At 67.8% G+C, this 17,402-nt stretch carries 20 protein-coding genes and 1 tRNA gene; 3 read left to right on the forward strand and 18 right to left on the reverse strand.

What is annotated here, in order from left to right; genetic code table 11:
- Positions 1 to 20 precede the first annotated feature (20 nt).
- Positions 21 to 1,277: a bifunctional alpha/beta hydrolase/OsmC family protein gene (locus tag WEG36_13455; GenBank protein MEX1258615.1), complete on the reverse strand. Its 1,257-nt coding sequence runs from the start codon at positions 1,275 to 1,277 to the stop codon at positions 21 to 23.
- A gap of 251 nt (positions 1,278 to 1,528) precedes the next feature.
- Between WEG36_13455 and WEG36_13460 the strand changes: the two genes are divergently transcribed.
- The 3 genes from WEG36_13460 to WEG36_13470 are packed head-to-tail and all read left to right on the forward strand — an operon-like array spanning position 1,529 to position 3,146.
- The gene (locus tag WEG36_13460) at positions 1,529 to 1,987 is read left to right on the forward strand and encodes a DUF6789 family protein (GenBank protein ID MEX1258616.1); all 459 of its coding nucleotides are present in this window, start codon (positions 1,529 to 1,531) and stop codon (positions 1,985 to 1,987) included.
- A 23-nt stretch (positions 1,988 to 2,010) separates the two neighbouring features.
- A complete protein-coding gene (locus WEG36_13465) occupies positions 2,011 to 2,436 on the forward strand; it encodes a thioredoxin family protein (protein MEX1258617.1) in 426 nt (141 codons plus the stop codon).
- Positions 2,433 to 3,146 (forward strand): cytochrome c biogenesis CcdA family protein, encoded by a 714-nt coding sequence (locus tag WEG36_13470; protein ID MEX1258618.1) that lies wholly within the window; start codon positions 2,433 to 2,435, stop codon positions 3,144 to 3,146. The genes WEG36_13465 and WEG36_13470 overlap by 4 nt, the downstream gene beginning before the upstream one ends.
- A 126-nt stretch (positions 3,147 to 3,272) precedes the next feature.
- Here WEG36_13470 and WEG36_13475 read toward each other — a convergent pair.
- The 17 genes from WEG36_13475 to WEG36_13555 form a co-directional block, all read right to left on the reverse strand.
- Positions 3,273 to 3,346: transfer RNA gene (locus WEG36_13475), tRNA-Met, on the reverse strand.
- Between the two features lie 122 nt (positions 3,347 to 3,468).
- Positions 3,469 to 3,765 (reverse strand): septum formation initiator family protein, encoded by a 297-nt coding sequence (locus WEG36_13480; GenBank protein MEX1258619.1) that lies wholly within the window; start codon positions 3,763 to 3,765, stop codon positions 3,469 to 3,471.
- Positions 3,766 to 3,879: 114 nt separating this feature from the next.
- Positions 3,880 to 5,169: a phosphopyruvate hydratase gene (gene eno / locus WEG36_13485; GenBank protein ID MEX1258620.1), complete on the reverse strand. Its 1,290-nt coding sequence runs from the start codon at positions 5,167 to 5,169 to the stop codon at positions 3,880 to 3,882.
- Positions 5,166 to 5,936, reverse strand: a complete 771-nt coding sequence (locus tag WEG36_13490) for a lysophospholipid acyltransferase family protein (protein ID MEX1258621.1) — start codon at positions 5,934 to 5,936, stop codon at positions 5,166 to 5,168. Before WEG36_13490 ends, eno begins: the two co-directional genes overlap by 4 nt.
- The gene (gene thiL / locus WEG36_13495) at positions 5,933 to 6,940 is read right to left on the reverse strand and encodes a thiamine-phosphate kinase (protein ID MEX1258622.1); all 1,008 of its coding nucleotides are present in this window, start codon (positions 6,938 to 6,940) and stop codon (positions 5,933 to 5,935) included. Before thiL ends, WEG36_13490 begins: the two co-directional genes overlap by 4 nt.
- Entirely contained in the window at positions 6,937 to 8,526 is a 1,590-nt protein-coding gene (locus tag WEG36_13500) for an NAD(P)H-hydrate dehydratase (protein MEX1258623.1), read from the reverse strand. Before WEG36_13500 ends, thiL begins: the two co-directional genes overlap by 4 nt.
- A gap of 85 nt (positions 8,527 to 8,611) precedes the next feature.
- Positions 8,612 to 8,809 carry a hypothetical protein gene (locus tag WEG36_13505; protein MEX1258624.1) on the reverse strand — a complete coding sequence of 66 codons (198 nt, stop codon included), beginning with the start codon at positions 8,807 to 8,809 and terminating at the stop codon, positions 8,612 to 8,614.
- A 23-nt stretch (positions 8,810 to 8,832) separates the two neighbouring features.
- Positions 8,833 to 9,213 carry a Minf_1886 family protein gene (locus WEG36_13510; GenBank protein ID MEX1258625.1) on the reverse strand — a complete coding sequence of 127 codons (381 nt, stop codon included), beginning with the start codon at positions 9,211 to 9,213 and terminating at the stop codon, positions 8,833 to 8,835.
- Between the two features lie 49 nt (positions 9,214 to 9,262).
- Complete coding sequence (glyA, locus tag WEG36_13515) at positions 9,263 to 10,528, reverse strand: serine hydroxymethyltransferase (GenBank protein ID MEX1258626.1); 1,266 nt, start codon at positions 10,526 to 10,528, stop codon at positions 9,263 to 9,265.
- Positions 10,525 to 11,634 (reverse strand): Glu/Leu/Phe/Val dehydrogenase dimerization domain-containing protein, encoded by a 1,110-nt coding sequence (locus WEG36_13520; protein MEX1258627.1) that lies wholly within the window; start codon positions 11,632 to 11,634, stop codon positions 10,525 to 10,527. The genes glyA and WEG36_13520 overlap by 4 nt, the downstream gene beginning before the upstream one ends.
- Positions 11,631 to 12,512, reverse strand: coding sequence for an MBL fold metallo-hydrolase (locus tag WEG36_13525; protein MEX1258628.1), 882 nt, complete (start codon positions 12,510 to 12,512; stop codon positions 11,631 to 11,633). Before WEG36_13525 ends, WEG36_13520 begins: the two co-directional genes overlap by 4 nt.
- On the reverse strand, positions 12,509 to 13,339 hold the full coding sequence (locus WEG36_13530) for a 3'-5' exonuclease (GenBank protein ID MEX1258629.1): 831 nt from the start codon (positions 13,337 to 13,339) through the stop codon (positions 12,509 to 12,511). The genes WEG36_13525 and WEG36_13530 overlap by 4 nt, the downstream gene beginning before the upstream one ends.
- Before the next feature lie 6 nt (positions 13,340 to 13,345).
- Positions 13,346 to 14,008, reverse strand: coding sequence for a redox-sensing transcriptional repressor Rex (locus WEG36_13535; GenBank protein ID MEX1258630.1), 663 nt, complete (start codon positions 14,006 to 14,008; stop codon positions 13,346 to 13,348).
- A 120-nt stretch (positions 14,009 to 14,128) separates the two neighbouring features.
- Positions 14,129 to 14,956, reverse strand: coding sequence for a 16S rRNA (adenine(1518)-N(6)/adenine(1519)-N(6))-dimethyltransferase RsmA (rsmA, locus tag WEG36_13540; protein MEX1258631.1), 828 nt, complete (start codon positions 14,954 to 14,956; stop codon positions 14,129 to 14,131).
- 11 nt (positions 14,957 to 14,967) lie between these two features.
- Complete coding sequence (locus WEG36_13545; GenBank protein MEX1258632.1) at positions 14,968 to 16,554, reverse strand: GAF domain-containing SpoIIE family protein phosphatase; 1,587 nt, start codon at positions 16,552 to 16,554, stop codon at positions 14,968 to 14,970.
- A 9-nt stretch (positions 16,555 to 16,563) separates the two neighbouring features.
- Positions 16,564 to 16,998: an ATP-binding protein gene (locus tag WEG36_13550; GenBank protein ID MEX1258633.1), complete on the reverse strand. Its 435-nt coding sequence runs from the start codon at positions 16,996 to 16,998 to the stop codon at positions 16,564 to 16,566.
- 47 nt (positions 16,999 to 17,045) lie between these two features.
- Entirely contained in the window at positions 17,046 to 17,378 is a 333-nt protein-coding gene (locus WEG36_13555; protein ID MEX1258634.1) for an STAS domain-containing protein, read from the reverse strand.
- Between the last annotated feature and the right edge of the window lie 24 nt (positions 17,379 to 17,402).

Genomic DNA, 17,402 nt, shown 5'->3' on the forward strand with positions numbered 1-17,402 from the left:
TGGGTGCATGTTGCTTGGGTTCAGGTCGCCATTCGTGGACGGAGGGCGCTCGCGTCGGCCGAACGGGTGACGATTCGCACACCGGCATCGAGCGTTCGATGCACGGGACACCGCTCCGCGATCTCGAGGAGTCGTAACCGCTGCTCGTCGTCCAGGGGCCCGACGAGCGTCACCTCCCGGTTGAGCTCATCCAGGCGCGCGTCTTCCTTCTCCGACTGCTCCTCATCCTTTGCGTAGACTTTCGAATGTTCCAGGCGAACGATCGCTTGCTCCAGCGGCCACCCCTTCCGGTCCGCGTAGACTCGGAGCGTCATGGACGTGCAGGCTCCGAGCGCGGCGGCCAAAAGGTCGTAAGGCGTCGGGCCAAGGCCGTCGCCCCCGGCCGCCTTGGGTTCGTCGGCCGTGAGGGCGTACCCCCGGGCGAGGATCTCCGTTCGAAAGGACCCGGACACCGTGCGGGCCGTGACCCGATTGTCATTCGCGAGCTCTTCCATCGCCTTAGGCTCGGGCGGGAAGTCCAGATACCGACGGACCCAGGCGGCGAGGACGGAGCCCACGTAGTGAGAATCCCGCTCATCCAGAAGCAGGTGATCGGCCGTATCGAGAGAAACGAAACTCTTGGGATGCCGGGCCGCCTTGAAAATTCCTGCTGCGTTTTCGATCCCCACGGTCTGGTCCACCGGCGAGTGAAAGACGAGAAGGGGACGGCCGAGCTCTTCGATCGCCTTCTCCGCGCGGTCCCCGGAGAGATCTTCGATGAAATCCCGGCTGACCGTGAACCTTCGCCCTCCCACGGTGACCTCCACTGCACTGCGTCCATTCGCATCCTGTAAGGCATCTCCGAAGAGGTGCTTCACATGCTCCGGATCGAAGGGCGCCCCGATCGTCGCAACTGCACGCACCGATTCGAGCATTCCCGCGGCCTGGAGAACCGCGGCGCCTCCGAGCGAGTGTCCGATGAGAATCGCGGGGGCGGAAAGCATGCTCGCCATATGTTCGGAAGCGGCGACGAGGTCGGCGACGTTCGAAGAAAAGGTCGTGTCGGAGAAATCTCCCTCACTTTCCCCCAGCCCGGTGAAATCGAACCGGAACACCGCGATTCGCTGCTGCGTCAATGCGCGGCTGATGTTCACGACCGGCTTCAGGTCCTTCGAACAGGTGAAACAGTGCGCAAAGAGCGCGCAGGCGACGACATCGCCGTCGGGAGGGAGGCTCAAGCGCGCACTGAGAAGGTCTCCCGACGCGCCGGGAAAGGTGATCCGCTGATTGATCATCATGGACTCATGTGGAGAATGCGCAGCCCACTCCCCGAGTTCCCACGGTGGATCCCGCGAACCTCGGGGCGAACGTGCGGCACTCAACGTTTGCGAGTGGTGGCGGCGGCGACTACCGGTGGACTAGGCATGCCCGAATGGCGTGCGTCGGAGCCGGATGCATCACGCACGCGGGAACTGTTGGAGCTCCCTCCGTATTGGGGCAACGGGTGATCCGGCCGAATAGCCGTATGTCCCAGAACCAAGGAGGAAATGTGAACATCTCGTATGGCCGAGCGGTACTCGGTGGCCTCGTAGGAACCGTCTTGATGACGGTGGTGGGCTTGTGGATCGCTCCGATGATGGGGATGCCCGCGATGAATCCCGCGGAAATGCTCGCGGGTGCCATGGGAGGGATGTTGGCTCTCGGTTGGGCAGCCCACTTCATGATCGGCACGGTCCTCGCTCTCATATACGCTGTGGTGGCACCATCGCTTCCGGGCGCACCCGTCGTTCGCGGAGCCCTGTACGGAATCGCACCCTTCCTCCTCGCGCAGATCGCGGTTATTCCGATGATGGGAATGCCCATCTTCTCCGGTTCCATGACGATGGCGATGGGCAGCCTCATCGGCCACCTGATTTACGGAGGCGTGGTGGGTGGCATCTATGGCCCCGTCCCCGCTCGCGCGCAGGCCTCCGCTCATTCGTCGTCCGCCGCGGCGCGGCATTCCTGATCATCCAATCCCGGAGAAAGTACATGACCCGCACGTTGAAGCTCCCGTTCCTTTTCGGCGTCGCGCTCCTCGCGGCCACCGTAAGTGCCACTGGTCTCGAAGCCCAGGCGGCCACGGCTCACTCGAAGGAGGACTTCACCCAGGAACGCTTCGCACAGCTGCAGGCGGAGGGGGCCTTCATTCTGGTGGACATCTTCGCGGACTGGTGCCCGGACTGCGCTATCCAGCAAAGAGTCTTAACAGAATACCGCGAGCAACATCCGGACGTTCCGCTCCACACCCTCGTCGTGAATTTCGACACCCAGAAGGACATCGTGACCCAGTTCCGGGCTCCGCGGCAGTCCACCCTGATTCTCTTCCGAGGAACCGAGCAGCTCTGGTTCAGTGTCGCTGAGACCCGGGCCGAGGTCCTCGTTCAGGCGCTGAACGAGGGATACGCGGGGCGGTGACGCTCGACATCACGGCGATCCCGATCGCCTTCTTTGCCGGGGTGGTCGGGGTCCTATCCCCGTGCGTGTGGCCGCTGGTGCCGGTGGTCATGGCATCGGCTGCCACCGGAGGTCGCCGGGGGCCCTATTTCCTCGCCGGCGGATTGGCGATCGCCTTCGCCTTTGCCGGCACCTTCCTGACCTTCATCCTGGTCAGCACGGGGACCGATCCCGAGTTCTTCCGCTACTTCGCCGCCACGCTGCTCATCGCCATGGGCGGACTCCTCATCGTGAAGAGGTTGGGGGACTGGGTGTCCACGGGCCTGTCCCGATTCACCGCCGGCCTCAATCGGGGAGGCCGGATTCGACCCGCAGTAGGCGGCGGTGAGTTCGGGGTCGGACTCCTCCTCGGGGTGGTCTGGCTCCCCTGCGTCGGGCCCACCCTCGGGGTGGCGATCGCGCTCGCTTCGTTCGGCGAAGACTTCCTTCGTTCCTTTTTCGTCATGCTCTCCTACGGGGTCGGGACGGGCGGCGTGCTCCTCACCGCCGGTGTGCTCTCGGGCGGATTTCTGGCGCGGAGGAAAGCGCTAAGCGCAACCGCCGGAGCACTCGGAAAGAAGATCCTGGGGTGGTCCGTCCTCTTGCTGGGACTTGCGGTTCTCACCGGGATGGACAAGCGCCTCGAAGCCCTCGCGGTAGATCTCCTCCCCAGCTGGATCTTCTCTCTCTGATCCCGGTTCGGCCCACCCGCAAGATTCCCCCAGTCCGATTTTCACCTGAGAAGACGCGGAATCCAGGCGTGAAAACGGCCCTCCGGGATCACCCGAAGGGCCGAATCCTCTTCTCTTTTTTCAGGATGCCGGAGGAGGGACTCGAACCCCCGACACGCGGATTATGATTCCGCTGCTCTAACCAGCTGAGCTACTCCGGCGAGGGAGGGAAACGCTACCCGCGGTCCCGGGAGGGTGTCAACCCTTCCAGCTCCGCCCAAGCCTGTTTGGAACGTTTCAGCTGAAACGTGGTGGGCAAGCCGCAAAGCTAAAAAGCCAATCCTCAGGGCTCCTCTTCTTCGTCTTCCCCCGAATCCGCGAAGCGGTAGAGGATCTCCCCGTCACGGATCATCCCGAAGTTCTCGCGGGCGATGAACTCGAGGGCGCGGTCGTCGCTTTCGAGCGCCTCGGCCCGTGTGGCGAGCTCCTCCGTCAGCTTGGCGAGCTCCCGCACGCGCACGACCGACTCACGACTCTCGGACCGGATTCCCCTCAGCTCGAAGGCCGAGTATTCCCCTCCGAAGAGGGCGTAATAAAGAGCCAAGATCACGAGCCCGGGGAAGAGAAAGCGCCGTATCATCCCAGAAACATCAGTTCCCCGGCGGGCGCCGTAAAGGGGCACGTCCTCGACTTTCCGCCCAAAGGACTCAGCCGCCCGCCTCGAGACCGGAGCGTTGAAGCAGGCCCCGGCGCATCATCCCCGGGACCAGAGAGCCCGCCCGGGATACCGGGCCCGCTCCCCGAGTGTCTCCTGGATTCGAAGAAGCTGGTTGTACTTCGCGACCCGGTCGGTTCGAGAGGCGCTCCCGGTCTTGATCTGGCCTGCCTCGGTGGCCACGGCGAGGTCCGCGATGAAGACGTCTTCGGTTTCTCCGGACCGGTGGGAGATCACCGAAGTGTAGCCCGCCTCCTTCGCCACCGAGATCGCCTCGAGCGTCTCGGTGAGAGTCCCGATCTGGTTCACCTTCACGAGGATGGAGTTCGCGACCCCTTCGGCGATCCCCCGCCGGAGCCGGTCGGAATTCGTGACGAAGATGTCGTCCCCGACGAGCTGGACCCGGTCCCCGATCGCCTCGGTGAGGGCTTTCCATCCCTCCCAATCGTTTTCGTCGAGCGGGTCCTCCAGCGACCGAATTGGATACCGGCCAACCCACTCGATCCAGAACTCCACCATCCCGGCCGCATCCCGCTTCTCCCCCGACGACCAGCGAAACTCGTACGACCCGCCCTTGTGGAACTCGGAGGCCGCCGCATCGAGGGCGAGAACCACGTCCTCGCCGGGGCGGTAACCCGCGCGCTCGATGGCGCGGAGCACGACCTCGACCGCTTCCTCGTTCCCGGAGAGGTCGGGAGCGAATCCCCCCTCGTCGCCGACCGCGGTGCTCCCGCCCCGCTCGCGCAGGACTTCCTTCAGGCGATGGAAGATCTCGACGCCCATCCGGAGCCCTTCGTCGAAGGAATCCGCCCCGAGCGGCATGACCATGAACTCCTGGAGGTCCACGTTGTTCGGGGCGTGTGCTCCGCCGTTCAGGATGTTCATCATGGGGACGGGGAGGAGAACGGCATCCGGGCCGCCGAGCGACTCGAAGAGCGGGAGGCCGCGGGCCGATGCGTGGGCGCGGGCGGTGGCGAGTGAGGCCGCCAGGATCGCGTTCGCGCCGAGACGACCCTTGTTGGGGGTCCCGTCCGCCTGGATGAGGGCCCGGTCCAAAGCGACCTGGTCGGCCGCGTCCATCCCGACGAGGAGGGTGCGGATCTCCCCACGAAGATTCCCGACCGCGGTGCGGACGCCCTTCCCCAGATAACGACCCTTGTCGCCGTCCCGGAGCTCCACCGCCTCGTGCTCGCCGGTGGAGGCGCCGCTCGGCACGGCCGCCCGGCCCATGGCGCCGCCCTCGAGCTCCACCTCCGCCTCGACCGTCGGATTCCCCCGCGAGTCGAGAATCTCCCTCCCCCACACCACCCGGATTCGTGTTCCGCTCACAGCGTCGTCTCCTCGAAGTCGTCCACCGCGGGGCTGGACCCATTCCCCGCGCCGAGTGATTGTCCGATGAGGGCCGCCACCGCGGCCCGGCTCCGCTTCAGAAGCTCATCCCGGTTCTCGTGCCCGAGCCCTTCGACACCGATCGGCTCGCCCACCCGGATGGTGATTTCACCGGGGTGGATCCGGAAGGAGCCCTTCGCCATGACCTCGCGGCTTCCCGTGATCCCGAGGGGAACGAGGGGCACGCCCGTTTCGATCGCGAGAACGAAGGCCCCCTTCTTGAAGGGCTGGAGCCGCCCGTCCGGGGAGCGAGTCCCCTCCGGAAAGAGGATCATGACGAGTTTTTCGTCGCGCACCCGCCGTCCGGCATGCTGGAGCGACTCCACCGCCTGCTTTCGGTCGGATCGGTCCACGGAGATGTGGCCACAAGCCTTCCAGGCCTTTCCGAAGATGGGAATTCGACCCAACTCCTGCTTCGCCACGAACCGCGCCTTCGTGGGGAGGTATGCGGCGAGGGCGAAGACGTCGAACCAGGACTGGTGATTCGCGACCACGACCAGGGGCCGGTCCCAATCCATGCGTTCGTCCCCAAGGAGGCGCACTTTCACGCCTGCGAGACGCAGGACCGCGCGTGCCCATGCCCGTGGCATCCCTTCGCAGACGCAGGGAAGACGAGCCTTTCGAAAGCGTGCGGAGAAGGTGACCACGCTGGCGCAGTACGCGGTCGTCACGAGGCCCGCGAAGAGAACCCACGCCGTCCGAATCAAGTGCCTCCCCCTCCCCCGAAGTGGTCGTACCCGCCCCGGTCCGGACGCCGGAGTGGACCGGACCCGGCGGGCTCGAGATACACCCCCTCGCCGCGCACCACCCGCCCGACTCGCGTAAGGGAAAGATCGAACCGCCTCGCGAATTCCTCCACCCGCGGGGCGAGCCGGCCCGAAGGGGCCGCCAGGAGGAGCTCGTAGTCTTCGCCCCCGTGAAGGGCGAGGGCCAGGGGGCCGGCACTTCCAGGGAGGGCCGCCGCCGCGAGCGCGGGATGAATGGGAATCGCCTCCTCCTCCAGGACGACGGCGACCCCCGATGCCGCGGCCAGGTGTCCCCCGTCGCCGGCGAGGCCGTCCGAGAGGTCCAGGCCGCCCCGGGCCCCGGCCTGGACGAGCCAGCGGGCTTCCAGAATCCGCGGGCGGGGCTGTGCGAAGGCCTGCCGTAGCGGAGGCGGGACGGGAAGCCCCGCGCTCCAGAGGGCCGTGGCGCCCGCCGCGCCCCCGAGCGACCCCGTGACCCAGAGCTCGTCTCCCTCTTCCGCTCCAGATCGGAGGAGGGGTGTTTCCGCCCGCCCGACCGAAACGATGTCCAGGAAAAGAGGGCCGGGAGAGCGCGTGAGATCCCCGCCGAGGAGCGGGGCCCCGTGCTCCTGGGCAAGCCGCTTCACCCCGGCCATGAGGGCGATCGCCCCCTCGCCGGCCTCCGGCGCCGCGACCGAGGCGAGGATCCCGATCGGATCTGCTGCCATGGCCGCAAGGTCACTGAGCCCTCCCGCCGCGGCTCGAAATCCGGCCTCTTCGGCCGTGATCCAGTCCAGACGAAAGTGGATCCCCTCGACCGAGAGGTCGGTGGAGATCACCCACCCGTCCTCGAGGACGCAGGCGTCGTCTCCGGGGCCCACCCTGATCCCGGGGCCGAGCGAGGGAAGCCCGGAGAGAATCTCCCGGATCCGGTCGAACTCCTTCCCTCCCCCGAGCGGGGTAGCGCCGCGCCCCCCGTCGCTCACCGGGGCGGGCCCAGGTCGAGCGTCACGAAGGGGAGAGCAAGATCCGACGACTCCGGCTCGGGAGTGAGGAGCGCCTCGCCGACCGCGTCCGCGACATCCGTCGGGAGAAGCGTTTCCCCGCGCCCCGAGAGGCGCGCGGCGCGTCCGGTGACGTGGAGGGCGAGCGCGCCGGCGTCCGCCCCCGAGAGCCCCCGGGCCATGAAGGCGCCGGCGACCCCGGTCAGGACGTCCCCGATCCCGGCGCGGGCGAGATCGGAGGAGCCGCTCGTGGAGACCCGCACGGCCCCCCCGTCCGGTGCCGCCACAACGGAGGGAGCCCCCTTGAGAAGGAGGGCCGCATCCCATCGCGCGGCACCCTGCCGGCACGCGGTCAGGGGCATCGTCCGGATCTCCTCGGGCTCCGCCCGGAGCCTGGCCATCTCCCCAGGGTGCGGGGTCAGGAGGCGCCGGGCCGCCGGAACCGCCCCCGGAAAGCTCGGGAGCTTTCCCCCCCCGAGGAGGGAGAGGGCGTCCGCGTCGAGGACGATCCCCCGGAGCTCGGGGAGGGCGAGAAGGCGGTCCAGGCGAGCAGCCTCGACGGCTCCCGTCCCCATCCCCGGCCCCGCGGCGAGCACATCGCAGCTCCGGACGGCGGCGAGGAGAGCCGGCTCATTGGTCGCGTCGAGGAAGATCGCCTCGGGAACCGCGCCGAGGATCAGTTCCCTGTTTTCGGGAGCCGAGGCGACCTGCACGTATCCCGCTCCCGCGCGCAGGGCGCCCCGTGCGGCGAGGACGGCCGCCCCTCCCATCCCGGGGGAGCCGGCCAGGATCACCACCCATCCCGCCGCCTTCTTGTGGGTGACGAGCGCCCGCTTCGGCCGGTGCGCTTGGGCCCACCCCGTCGTGACCAGTGCCGCCGCGGCGACCTCCCCCGGCATCGGCGGAAATCCGATCTCGACGGCGACGAGGCGACCGCTCCGCTCGCGCCCGGGAAAAAGCAGGGCCCCGAGCTTCGGCGCGCCGAAGGCCACCGTCACCTCGGCCCCAACGGCAACTCCCGAGACCGCGCCGGTCTCCGCATCCACACCGGACGGAAGGTCGAGCGCGAGAACGGGCGCCGCCGCCCGATTCATCGCTTCGATGGCACGTCGGACGACCCCCCGGGGAGCCCCCGTCGCCCCCGTGCCGAGGAGGGCATCCACGATCACGTCCGCCCCCGAGAGAAGCCCGTCGAGGTCTTCATCGGACGCGGGCGCGGGGCGAATCGCGAGTGGCCACCCGTGGAGGAGGGACTCCGGGTCGGGGCGGCTCCCCGCCGCCACGATCCTCACCTCACGCCCCGCCGCCGCGAGCGTCCGCGCGAGCACGATCCCATCGCCCCCATTGTTCCCGGAGCCGACCGAGACCAGCACCGGCCCCGTCGGCCAGAGGCGTTGGAGCACAAGCGCCGCGCTCCGCCCCGCGTTCTCCATCAGGACGGGAGAGGGGACGCCGGCCTCTTCTATCGCCCAGGCGTCCAGGCGGGCCGCCTCGGTCCCCGTGAGGAGGGGAACCTCCTCGCGTCCGTAGTCCGTGAATAGTGGCGAAAGGGGGACGGCGCGTCTCATGGCCGAATGCGACGCCGCGATGGAAGGAAACGACGGAAGTCCGCGGCAACGTCGAACGGGGGAGCGGGCACGCGCCGGGCCTGCACTACTTGAAGCTCTGCCCGATGGCCCGGCCCAAGGTGATCTCCCCGTTGTCTATCCGGATGTTGAAGCCGCAATCCGGATTCGAACACACCCAGGCCTTGTACTGGATGGGGGCGCCTTCGCGCCCGTAGTCCGAAAGGGGAAGAAGGAGCCCGTGGTCGCACTTCTGACAGGGCGGAAACCGGTGATCCTCGTTCATCTTCACCCCCTAGCGAAGCTCTGCTAGTCCACAACCCTCCAAGGATAACCGCGCTCGAAGGCCTCTTCGAAGTCGAAGAGCCCCCGGAAGTCCTGCGGACGATCGTGGGGCTCGGCCACGAGAATTCCCGCCTCCACCAGGGCGAAGACGATCTCGCCGAGGTCGTCGGTCGAATGGATCCCCCAGTGTTCGAGGACCGTCCGGGCGAGCGGCCCGAAGCGCTCCAGGGCGAGGGACCGCGCTCCCTCCGCCAGCTCGGCGCCGGAGATGTGCCGGGGCTGCTCCAACTCCGCCATCACGTAATGCAGGGAGGAGAGGAGGAAGAGATAGGCCTTCCCGTGGAAGCGGGGATTCCGCTCCCTGAGGCGATCCAGGATCTCGTCGGCGAATTGAACATCCGTCATGGCGCCAAAGTTGTCCCGATGGCCCCTGAGACGCCAGTGGGACGGTACACTAGCTCTCCTGGAGATCGGGGTAGAGGGGGAAAGCTCCGCAGAGTTCTCCCACCTCGCGCCGGATCCCCGTGTGGCGATCCGAGTCCTCCGGCGCCTCGAGAACGTCGGCGACCCAGTCCGCGATCCGGCGCATCTCCTCCTCCTTCATCCCGCGCGTCGTGACGGCGGCGGTACCGATCCGGAGCCCGGAGGTCACGAAGGGCGAACGCTTCTCGCCCGGGACGGTGTTCTTGTTGACGGTGATCCCGGCGGCCTCGAGTGCGTACTCGCCTTTTTTCCCCGTGAGCTCTCCCCGGTTCGTCAGATCCACGAGGATGAGGTGGTTGTCGGTTCCGCCGGAGACGAGATCGAAATCCCGCTCCACCAAGCGCTCGCCGAGTGCGCGAGTATTCGCGAGGACCTGCGCGATGTAGTCGCGGAAGGAGGGCTGGAGCGCCTCGCCGAATGCCACCGCCTTCGCCGCGATGATGTGCATGAGCGGTCCACCCTGGGTTCCGGGAAACACAGCCTTATCCACCTTCTGGGCGTGCTCGGCCTTGCAGAGAATCACGCCAGCGCGTGGCCCGCGTAGCGTCTTGTGTGTGGTCGTCGTCACGACGTCCGCGTGTGGAACGGGGCTCGGATGGAGACCGACGGCCACGAGCCCGGCGATGTGCGCCATGTCCACCATGAGGACGGCGCCGACCTCACGCGCGATTTCCCCGAAGCGGGCGAAGTCGATCTGCCGCGGGTAAGCGCTCGCCCCGGCCACGATCATCTTCGGCCGTTCGCGGAGGGCCTGCTCTCGGAGCGCGTCATAGTCTATTCGCCCGTCTTCTTCGCGCACCCCGTACGAGCTCACCTTGTAGAGAATCCCCGAGGCGTTCACCGGCGAACCGTGGGTAAGGTGTCCGCCGTGGCTCAGGCTCATCCCGAGGATCCGGTCCCCCGCATCGAGGAAGGCCAGGTAGGTCGCCATGTTCGCCTGCGCCCCCGAGTGCGGCTGGACATTCGCGTGGTCCGCGGCGAAGAGCCGCTTCGCGCGGTCGCGCGCCAGATCCTCGATGATGTCCACGAACTCGCACCCCCCGTAATACCGCTTCCCGGGTAGCCCCTCCGCGTACTTGTTGGTGAGGACCGTCCCGGCCGCGTCGAGCACGGCTCTCGACACGAAGTTTTCGGAGGCGATGAGCTCGAGTTGCCCAGCCTGCCGGGCAAGCTCGCTCTGGACGGCGTGGAAGACGTCGGGGTCCTGGGTGCGAAGATGGGCGTAAGGGACGGTCATGAAGGCTCGATTCCTTGGTCTCGTGTCGGTGAACGAGCGCCGGGTGAATTCCGGCGCTCCCGGCGGGCCGCCGCCAGCCTCTCCTCCACGATCCGGTCCGCGGCGGCAACCGCTGAAACCCCGTCGGCGCGCGCTCGTTCGAACACGCCGAGCAGAGTCGCATGGACTTCGTGCGTCTTGGCCTGGCTCTCGTCGTGGCTCCACCCGTGAAGCTCCCCGTATACGCTGATGATCCCGCCGGGGTTCACGACGTAATCCGGGGCGTAGAGGATCCCCCGCCGGACGAGCGCCTCCTCATGCCGGGGCTCGGCGAGCTGGTTGTTCGCCGCGCCCGCGACAATCCCGGCCCGGAGTCTCGGAATCGTCCGGTCGTCGAGCACCGCTCCGAGAGCGCAGGGCGAGAAGAACTCGGCCTCCACGTCGTAGATCTCCTCCGGCTCGACCCCCCGCGCTCCGAAGCTCGCCTCCGCGCGAGCCACCTTCGCAGAATCCACGTCGGTGACGGTGAGGCGGCTTCCTTCCTTGGCGAGTAAGGCACAGAGGTGGAAGCCGACGTGCCCCACTCCCTGGAGAGCGACATGTTTGCCGCGGAGGGACGGCGCCCCGAATCGCTCGATCGCGCACGCGCGTAGGGCATGAAAGACGCCATACGCCGTGAGAGGAGACGGGTCGCCGGAGCGGCCGGGAAGTCCCGAAACGTAGCGCGTCTCCTTTCGGATGACCGCCATGTCGTCCGCCGAGGTCCCCACGTCCTCGGCCGCGTAATAGCGCCCGCCGAGCGACTGAATGGCCCGGCCGTGCGCCCGGAAGATCGGTTCCCGCTCCGTCGTGCGCGGATCCCCGATGATGACCGACTTTCCGCCCCCGAGGTCGAGGCCCGCGATGGCGGACTTGTACGTCATCGCGCGGGAGAGCCGTAGGGCGTCTTCGAGCGCTTCCGCGTCGGAGGCGTAGCTCCACAACCGTGTCCCCCCCATGGAGGGGCCGAGGGTCGTATCATGGACCGCGATGATGCCCCGGTACCCTTCCCCGGGCTCCGACCAGAAGCTGACCTGCTCGTGGCCGTCTCGGGCCATCCGGTCGAAAAGAGACTCCGGCGCCGTCATTCGCCCCGGACTCCGCGCCGATCCGCGTCGAGGAACCCCCAGGGGACGCGCTCGTCGTGCTGGAAGATGAGGAGCCACTCCTCCTCGCTCGCGCGCCGCCAGAGTTCGCGCTTCGCTTCGATGGCGACGAGGGGCTCGAGGTCGTACGCCATCGTCCAGGTCAGGGGGACGTGCGCGCTCGTGGGGCAAATATCGGCGAGAAAACAAGCCGTTGCGCCGTCCGATTCCACGAGGACGGACTGGTGGTGGGGAGTGTGTCCCGGCGTGCGGAGGAGGCGGACCCCCCGGGTCAGCACGCCGTCGCCCCCGGCGAGGTCCCAGAGTCCCGCCCGCGTGATCGGTTCGATGTCGTCCTGGAGGTAGCTGGAACGAATCCGCTCGTTCCGGCTCCCCGAGTCCACGAGCTCGCCTCGCTGGACGACGTAGCGTGCGCCCGGAAAGGCCGGGACGACCGCGCCATCGTCGCGCCGCACGGTGCCTCCTCCCGCGTGATCGAAGTGCAAGTGCGTGAGGAGGACGATCTCGACATCCTCCGGGGAAAAGCCCGCCGCGCGGATTCCGTCCTCGAGGCGAGTCGGGTTCCCCTCGTTCTCCACGCCGTAGATGTTCTGAAACTTTGCGTCCCCCTTGTTGCCGACCCCCGAGTCCACGAGGACGAGCGCATCCGGCGCCTCGATCAGGAGACAGCGGAGGGAGAGGGCGATCCGGTTCCGTTCGTCGGCCGGAATCCGCCGCTCCCAGAGGGCTTTTGGGACGACGCCGAACATCGCGCCCCCGTCGAGGCGAAGGACTCCGGCTTCGATCGCGTGGATCCTGATGCGTCCGATCGTCCGGCTCCGGGCCAAAGGTCCCGCCCCACCGCCGTCCGGAGCCGTCACTCTTCCTCCGCGCCGGAGCGGCTCTCGCGTGGAGCGAGTCCGCGCCCTCCCAGTGCGAAGCGGAGCGCCCCCAGGTCGGAGAGTCCGCGCGTGTCCGCTTCGCGGAAGAGGTGGATCAGGAGCCGGGCGGTCGCGATCGCGTCGCCGAGAGCCCGATGACGGTCCTCGACCCGGATGCGGTAATGCGCGGTCATCGCGTCCAGCCCGTGGCCGCGGAGGCGGGGAACCAGGAGGCGTCCGAGCTGGACGGTGCAGAGCCGTTCCACGGACGGGATGTCCCCCGTGGCCGCGAGGAGCTCGGACTGTACGAATCCCCAGTCGAAGGACGCGTTGTGCGCGACGAAGATCCGGTCCCCGAGGCTTTCCGCGACGCGCCCGGCGATTCCCTCGAAGTAGGGAGCTTCGGCCACCATCGCGTCCGTTATTCCGGTGAGCCCCTGAACCCAGGGGGGAATGGGGCGTCCCGGATTCACCAGGGTGTGGTAGGCCGAGCCTACGGCTCCCCGGTCCACATGCACGACGGCGATCTCGGTGATCCGATCTCCCGTCCCGGACCGGCCACCCGTGGTCTCCACGTCCACCACCGCGAAGCGATGCGAAGCGAAGGGGGGTCCCGGCGGCTCCACCCCTTCGCGCAGCGTCCACACGCCCACCCCGTCCACGCCGAAGCGGGGATCGGCCCCAAGGAGCGTGAAAACCGCCCTGGAGGCCGCACCGGCGTGTCCGGAAAGCCCCATCACTTCGCGGGCCAACTCGAGCGTGTGTGCCGGGCCTCCGGCCAGCCGAAGCGCGGCGGCTTCGAGGAGGGAGAGTCCTTGAGACCTCACTCCGGCTCAGCCTCCGCTCCCGGCGCGTCCACCCCCGGGAGGGGCATCCAGCGCGAAGGTCAACGCCTCCAGTTCCACCGACATGTCCACGTCGTTCACGACCACCCCCTCGGGCACCTGGATCTGCACCGGAGCGAAGTTGAGGATCCCACGAATCCCCGCCGAGGTCAGGGCGTCCGCCATGCGCTGCGCGGCGCCCGCCGGAATGGCGAGGATCGCGATCTCCACGCCCTCGCACCGCACCGTTTCGGCGAGGTCCGCCGCAGAGTGGATCGGCACCCCACCCCACGCCCTCCCGATCTTCGCGGGATCCTCGTCGAAGATGGCGACGATCCGGAAGCCGCGCTCGCGAAAGGGAGGATACTCGAAGAGTGCCGCCCCGATCCGCCCGGCGCCGACCAGCGCGACCCGCCGGGGACGTGCGAGCCCGAGAATCGTGCGGAGCTGGGCCTGGAGCGGGGGAACGGCATATCCGAGGCCGCGTTTCCCGAAGGACCCGAAGAGAGAGAGGTCCTTCCGGACCTGTGCCGCCGTGGTGCCGGCGCGGCGCGCGAGGGCCTCGCTCGCCACGGTGCGGACCCCTTCCAGCTCGAGCTCTTCGAGCCCCCGGAGATACAAAGAAAGCCGCCGCACCGCGGAATCGGAGACCCTGCGCGGGGTGGAGGACACGGAAGGAACCGATGGCGGACGGAGAAGGCGAAGGCTGGCCGGCCCAGGCGCATGCGGCACCCGAGGCCGCGTCGGCTTGTGAAATCCTTCACAAAAGCTAGGTCCTGGCGGGGAGCCCCGTCAACGATCGGCGGCCTCCGCCGCGATCGCACGCGCCATGGCGAGGAAGCGCTCCGGCGAGAGCTCCCCGGGGCGGGCCGCCGGGGCGGCCCCGGCCGCGGCGAGCGCCCGGGCCACGCCTCCCTCCCCCAGCCCGAGATCGGGGTGGTCGCGCAGGATCTTCGCCAGCTGCTTCCGTCTCCACTGGAAGACCGAGCGGGTCAGGTCGCGAAGCCGCCTCTCTTCCTCCTCCGTGAGGGGCAGGGGGCGGAGCGGGCGAATCCGGATGACGGTGGAATCCACTTTTGGACGAGGCCGAAAGGCGCCGGGACCGAGGGTGAGGACACGATCGACCTCCGCGACCGTCCGGACCCCCACGCTGAGCGCCCCATACTCCCGGCTCCCCGGCGGGGAAAGGATCCGGTCCGCGACCTCCTTCTGGACCATGAGGAGCGCCTCGCGGGGGCGGGGGCGCGCCAGGAGATGAAAGAGAATGGGGGAGGTCAGGTTGTAGGGAATGTTCCCGACGACCTTGAGCGCCGAAGGGTCTGTCGTGACCTCCTCCAGCGGCAGGTCCAGAATGCTCCGGTGGTAGACGGTGACCGCGGGGAGCCCGGCGTACCGCTCCGCGAGCTCGGCGGCGAGGGCGTCGTCCAGCTCGACGAGGAGGAGGTGCCCTCCCTTCGCCTCGACTTCCGCGACGAGACCCTCGGTCAGGGCGCCCCGCCCGGGGCCGATCTCGAGCACCGTCTCCCCCGGCTGGAGCTGGACCGCCTCGACGATCCGCCGCCGGAGCGCCGGATCGACCAGGAAGTTCTGTCCGAGCGCGCGTTTGGGGCGGGCTGTCACTCGTCGGGGGCTCAGGCCCGCATGACGACGGCGGTGCGGTCGTCGCCGTAAGCCGTCCCTCCACCGCGCCTTCCCTCGAGGTTGAAGAGCGCCTTCACGATGTCACATACCGGTTCGCGGCGGAGCCTTGCCACCTCCGCCAAAATCCGCTCTTCGCCAGCGGCGCGGGAACCCGCGGAGAGATTGTCCGAGAGACCGTCCGTGAAGAGGAGGAGGAGGTCGGCGCCCGGGGTCCAGGCGACGGCGCGTTGCCCATACTCCACCGTCCCCGCGATTCCCATGGGCGGATCCATCGCCTCGAGCCGCTCCACCGCACCGTCGCCCCGCACCGCGAAGGCGTGTGGGTGGCCGGCGTTGGCGTACACGAGCTCTCCGCGTGCGGGGTCGAGGACCCCGTAAAAGAGGGTGAGGTACATCTCGGTGGACTCGAGCTCGTCCATGAGCGCTTCCCCCATCCCCTGGAGCACGCGCGCCGGCGATTGGACTTCGGAGGCATAGATCGTCCCGGCGCTCATCGAGAGCGCCATGATCAGCGCCGCCGGGAAGCCGTGACCCGAGACATCGCCGATCATCACCCCGAAACGATTCCCGGGGACACGGAAGAAGTGGTAGAAGTCCCCTCCCACCGATTCGGCCGGCTCCACCTTCGCCGCGACGATCGCCGGGTCGAGAGAATCCGCCGTCGGGAGCAGCTTCATCTGGAGGTCATGCGCGAGCTCCATCTCACGCGTGACCCGTTCGCGCTCCAGGCTTTCTCGGACGAGCCGGTTGTTTTCGAGCGCGGCACCCACCTGGCTCGCGATCGCGGCGAGGAGCTTCTGGTCCGACGCGGTGAAGCGCCCCCCGTGGCGGCGCCCGATGAGATTGATGACACCGACCGTCATCGTCGTCCCTCCGGGGGGCGTGTACCGGATGGGAACCGAAAGGACGGAATCGTCCGGAGCGAGGAGGGGCTGGCCCTCCGTTCCCACGGACTTGAAGCCGTCTCCGGTGAGGATGAGGGGGCGTCCCTCCCGGAAGACGCGGGCGGTCACCGCGGACGAGTCATCGGTCTCGAGCGGACCGGCCAGCCCCCCTTCCCCGACCGAAGCGACCAGATGGAGCTGCCCTCCCCGCCGATCATGCACCCAGAGCGAGCCCCGCCTCGCCCCCATGACCTCGCAGACCTCGGTCAAGATCGTGTGCGAGGCATCGCTCCAATGCAGGAGGGAGCCGAGCGTCTCGGAAATCGAGTAGAGGAGGTTGATCTCCTCGTACCGCTCCGACATCTCGTACGCGAAGAAGCGGACCTCTTCCGCGTAATCATAGAGATTCTCGAGAACGAGCCGGAGGGCGTTCGCCGCCGCCTCGGGGCCGTCGCCACTCGCGCCTCGCACCTCGAGAGTGAGCTCGGTCGCCCCGCGCGTGGGGATGGCGAGGAGGATCGAATCGGAGAGGGGGGCCACCCCGCCGTCCTCGGAGGGATAGAGGTGGAGAGCGCGCCGCCCCCGAACTTCCCGCCAGAGATGAAGATCGAGCGAGAACCCACGCCGGAACTCGTTCATCACCCGAACGGCCGACTCAGGGAGAAGCTCCGGAGTGGTCCGGTCAGGGGCCATGGGGGACCACTACGCCTGGTGTGATATCTGGTCCCGGTCGGGAAGTCGCAGAATGAGGGTGACCGAGTTTCCCAACTCGTTGAAATGCACCTCGTCCATCAGCTTTCGCATGATGAAGAGGCCCCGGCCTCCGACCTTCTGAATATTCCTCGGAGTGGTGGGATCGGGGACGCCGAAGGGATCGAATCCGGTCCCCTCGTCCGTGACACGCGCGGTGAGAAACTTCCCTTCCACGGCCACCTCGATCTGTACGCGCTTGGAAGGATCGCGGCCGTTTCCGTAGATCATCGCGTTGGAAAGGGCTTCCACGAGAGACACCCGGAAATTGAAGCGGACCTTGCGAGCCACTTCCTCGCAGGTCGAACATCGCGAGACGACAAACTCCACCGTCTCCTCAATGCGATTGAGGTCATTTGGAAGATCGAAGACAATCTGTCGCTCCAAGGGCACTCCTCCCTCTTTCAGCGACCGGTGGTGACGGGGACGGTCCCCTAGAACCCCGACAGCCCCTCCTCTCTCGTCGCGGCGATTCGGAACAGCGTGTCCAGCTTGGTGAGCTCGAAGAGGGTCCGCAGGTCCTCATTCAGGGTGGAGAGCCGGAGCTCGCCTCCTTGCTCGCGAATCTTCTTCGAGAGGCTCACGAGAACCCCGAGCCCCGATGAATCAATGTAACCGGTGCGCGTGAAATCGATGAGGAACTTCCGGGCTCCACCTTCGAGCTCGTCCAGAACCTTCTGCTTGAGCTCCTGGCGGTTGCCGACGATGAGTTGGCCGTCCACATCCACGACGGTGACACTCCCCTCGCGCTTCACTGTGAATGCCATGAATTCTCCATCAGGGCGGCGGCC

The sequence above is a fragment of the Gemmatimonadota bacterium genome (genome assembly GCA_040882465.1).
Classification (GTDB): domain Bacteria; phylum Gemmatimonadota; class Gemmatimonadetes; order Longimicrobiales; family Gaopeijiaceae; genus JBBEBG01.

What these genes read in the sequence shown, in the direction of transcription:
- WEG36_13455 (MEX1258615.1), bottom strand. Translation starts at nt 1,277, where the DNA reads ATGATGATCAATCAGCGGATCACCTTTCCCGGCGCGTCGGGAGACCTT.
- WEG36_13465 (MEX1258617.1), top strand. Translation starts at nt 2,011, where the DNA reads ATGACCCGCACGTTGAAGCTCCCGTTCCTTTTCGGCGTCGCGCTCCTC.
- WEG36_13480 (MEX1258619.1), bottom strand. Translation starts at nt 3,765, where the DNA reads ATGATACGGCGCTTTCTCTTCCCCGGGCTCGTGATCTTGGCTCTTTAT.
- WEG36_13500 (MEX1258623.1), bottom strand. Translation starts at nt 8,526, where the DNA reads ATGAGACGCGCCGTCCCCCTTTCGCCACTATTCACGGACTACGGACGC.
- WEG36_13505 (MEX1258624.1), bottom strand. Translation starts at nt 8,809, where the DNA reads ATGAACGAGGATCACCGGTTTCCGCCCTGTCAGAAGTGCGACCACGGG.
- WEG36_13510 (MEX1258625.1), bottom strand. Translation starts at nt 9,213, where the DNA reads ATGACGGATGTTCAATTCGCCGACGAGATCCTGGATCGCCTCAGGGAG.
- glyA (MEX1258626.1), bottom strand. Translation starts at nt 10,528, where the DNA reads ATGACCGTCCCTTACGCCCATCTTCGCACCCAGGACCCCGACGTCTTC.
- WEG36_13520 (MEX1258627.1), bottom strand. Translation starts at nt 11,634, where the DNA reads ATGACGGCGCCGGAGTCTCTTTTCGACCGGATGGCCCGAGACGGCCAC.
- WEG36_13545 (MEX1258632.1), bottom strand. Translation starts at nt 16,554, where the DNA reads ATGGCCCCTGACCGGACCACTCCGGAGCTTCTCCCTGAGTCGGCCGTT.
- WEG36_13555 (MEX1258634.1), bottom strand. Translation starts at nt 17,378, where the DNA reads ATGGCATTCACAGTGAAGCGCGAGGGGAGTGTCACCGTCGTGGATGTG.